Genomic DNA, 2,946 nt, shown 5'->3' with positions numbered 1-2,946 from the left:
CCTACCTGCCCCACCGCCCCGGCTACAACAAACGCCTGCGCGCGGCGCTGCCCGTGATCAAGCAGATAATCCGGGACCTGGCGCACGACAGTGATTTTTGGTTCGACAACCACTGGATCACCGACTCCACCCCCGTGCCCTGCGGAATGTCACGCCCGACCGTCCAGCGTTCGGAGTTGGCGGGCTGGGCCGGCTACGGCTACTGCGCTTCGCACTCGCGCTTCTTTTGGGGCCTGCGCCTGTACCTGGTCTGCACCCCGGCCGGAATGCCCATCATGTGGGCACTGTCCACCCCGAAGCTCCGCGAACGCGAGGTGCTGGCCGCGATGCTGGAGATCGACGCCGACCTGATCGCCGAGCGCAGAGGCGTCCTGCTCATCTCCGACAAGGGATTCGCCTCCAAGTCGTTCGAAAAAGACCTCGCTGAGCGCGGCATCGAGCTGCTGCGGCCCTCCCGCAAGAGCGAGAAGAAATGCTTCGGAGAACCGATGCTCAAGAAGGTCCGCCAGCTCATCGAATCGGTCAACGACACCCTCAAGGGCCAGCTTGACCTGGAACAGCATGGCGGGCGGACCTTCGAGGGCGTCGCCGTCCGCGTCGCCCAGCGCATTCTCGCGATGGCCGCGGCGATCTGGCACAACAACAAGACCGGCGCACCGATCACCCGATCACTGATCGCTTACGACCACTGATCACTTCGGAATTTCTCGTCTAGTAAAATCTGGTTACCGATCGTTCGGAGGTGGGAGCAGAGGTGTCGGCCATCCGGCTGCTGGTGCTCGGGGCCATCCGCGAACGCGGCCGGGCGCACGGTTACCAGGTGCGCAGCGACCTGGAGAGCTGGGGCGCGCACGAGTGGTCCACGGCCAAGCCCGGCTCGATCTACCACGCGCTCAGGCAGATGGCCAAACAAGGGCTGCTGCGCGCCCACGAGATCGCGCCGAGCACCGCGGGCGGACCGCCACGAACGGAGTACGAGCTCACCGATGAAGGTGATGCGGAGTTCCTGAGCCTGCTGCGTACGGCCCTGGCCAGGCACGACCAGAAGATCGACGAGCTGACGGCCGGGGTGGGTTTCCTCACCTGCCTGCCCCGGGAAGAGGTGATCGCGCTGCTCAAGGAACGGGTGGCGGCCCTCGACGGCTGGCGGGCGGAGGTCGCCCGCCACTGGACGCCCGACGGCGCCGACTCCCGGGACGGGGAGCCGATCGCCGAGATCATGCGCCTGTGGACGCACTTCTCCGGCAGCGGCGCCGAGTGGACCCGCGGCCTGATCGAACGCCTGGAAAGAGGCGCACACACCTCCTAAGGGAGGCCGCGTCGCGCCGTCGGCTCCCACGAGGCCACCGGCCCGCCCCTGGCGCGGGTGGCCGGCGCGGCCGGCCACGGATCCTCGTTCGCCGGGGTTCCCGCGCGGATGCACGACAATTCGGAGAGCGCCGCCGTTCATTCGCCGATACACTCGAATCCGGCAATAGTACAATTTGACTAGTGTTCATCCGGAGAGTGACATGGCCAACGAGACGACCGTGCCGGCACTGCCCTGCCGATCGATCGACGAGATCGAGGAGTTCTACACCGCGCTGGGTTTCACCAGGACCTACCACCAGGTTCGCCCGAACCCGTACCTCGCCCTACGGCGGGAGGACATCCATCTGCACTTCTTCACCATCCCGGGCTTCAACCCGGAAGACTCCTACGGCACCTGCATCATCACCGTCCCCGACACCGGAGCTCTCTTCAGCGCCTTCGCCGAGGGCATGCGATCCACGTACGGCAAGCTCCTGATCTCCGGGATCCCCCGGATGACCAGGCCCAGAAAACGGAAGAACGTCGACAACCTCGCCGGGTTCACGATCGTCGATCCGGGAGGGAACTGGATCCGGATCTTCCCCTCGTCCAAGGACGCGATCCAGGAGGAACCCCCGGCCGGCAAACTCGCCACGGCACTGCAGAACGCCGTCGTCATGGGCGACTCCCACGGCGATCACCGGCAGGCCGTCAAGATCCTCGACGGCGCGCTGGCACGAGCGCAGGACACGCCGAGCGTGGACCTCGTCGAAGCGCTCCTCTACCGCGCAGAAATAGCCTTGGTACTCTCCGACCGCGAGCGGGCGGGCGAGCTGTTGACCCGCGTCCGCGAGATGTCCCCGGACGTCGCAGAAGGGGAACGGCTGACCGAGTCACTGGCCGGCGCGGACGACCTCGAGACGGCCCTGTCGAAGGCGGTGGCCGAGGAGAGCCGGTGAGACAGACATGTGGCATGCGTCCTGAAGCAGGCCAGGTGCCGCCCGAACCGGTCGGCGACCTGCTGCGACTGCACGGGACGACGCGGGGTATCCAGCTGCGCGTACCCGGCAATCTGTGGGGCTTCCGGCACGTCGTGACCGCGAGCACCCTCGGTTTCGGCGGAATCCGCCTGCGGTACGCCCGTCCACGGCCGAATGTCCCCGGCCGCTGACGGATCCCGCGGGTGGTTCTACCGTTGACGCCCGCGGCCGGACTCGGCTCGCCGCCCACGAGGTTGTTCCGGTTCCGGCGGGGCCACGCCCACCGCGTCAGGGCCGGCGGACCGATCGCCTCGTTCGGCGGCGGCCGCCACGTTGCGCAGCATCCGGCCGAAGATCAGGGTGTGGAAGGGTGTGACCGACCACCAGTAGAGATGGCCCGTCAGGCCCCGGGGGTGGAAGATCGCACACTGGCCGTAGACGGTCTCGCCCCCGTGGCGGAGCACGCGCAGTTCCAGCCACGCGAGACCCGGCAGGCGCATCTCCGCGCGCAGGCGCAGCAGGTGCCCGGGTTCGACCTCCTCCACCCGCCAGAAGTCGACGGAGTCGCGCACCCGCAGCCTCCGGGGGTCGCGGCGTCCGCGGCGCGGTCCCACGCCGCCGACGAGCCGGTCGAGGAGGCCGCGGAGGTGCCAGGCCACGGGCAGGGAGTACCAGC

At 68.1% G+C, this 2,946-nt stretch carries 5 protein-coding genes; 4 read left to right on the top strand and 1 reads right to left on the bottom strand.

The window, feature by feature from the left end:
* The 4 genes from ACSDR0_RS49965 to ACSDR0_RS49950 form a co-directional block, all read left to right on the top strand.
* A partial coding sequence (locus tag ACSDR0_RS49965) for an IS982 family transposase (protein WP_435296020.1) occupies positions 1-692 on the top strand: 692 nt, incomplete at its 5' end.
* 50 nt (positions 693-742) lie between these two features.
* Entirely contained in the window at positions 743-1,309 is a 567-nt protein-coding gene (locus ACSDR0_RS49960; protein WP_435296019.1) for a PadR family transcriptional regulator, read from the top strand.
* Between the two features lie 202 nt (positions 1,310-1,511).
* Entirely contained in the window at positions 1,512-2,249 is a 738-nt protein-coding gene (locus ACSDR0_RS49955; protein ID WP_435296018.1) for a VOC family protein, read from the top strand.
* A complete protein-coding gene (locus tag ACSDR0_RS49950; protein WP_435296017.1) occupies positions 2,246-2,461 on the top strand; it encodes a DUF6886 family protein in 216 nt (71 codons plus the stop codon). Before ACSDR0_RS49955 ends, ACSDR0_RS49950 begins: the two co-directional genes overlap by 4 nt.
* 18 nt (positions 2,462-2,479) lie before the next feature.
* Here ACSDR0_RS49950 and ACSDR0_RS49945 read toward each other — a convergent pair.
* The coding region (locus tag ACSDR0_RS49945) for a DUF2867 domain-containing protein (protein ID WP_435296016.1) at positions 2,480-2,946 on the bottom strand (467 nt) is incomplete at its 5' end.

Origin of the sequence: Streptosporangium sp. G11, from assembly GCF_051192615.1 — a bacterium.
In the GTDB taxonomy this organism is placed as follows: Bacteria; Actinomycetota; Actinomycetes; order Streptosporangiales; family Streptosporangiaceae; genus Streptosporangium.
The sequence above is the reverse complement of the archived record's forward strand: the minus strand, read 5'-3'. Positions and strand labels throughout refer to the sequence as shown.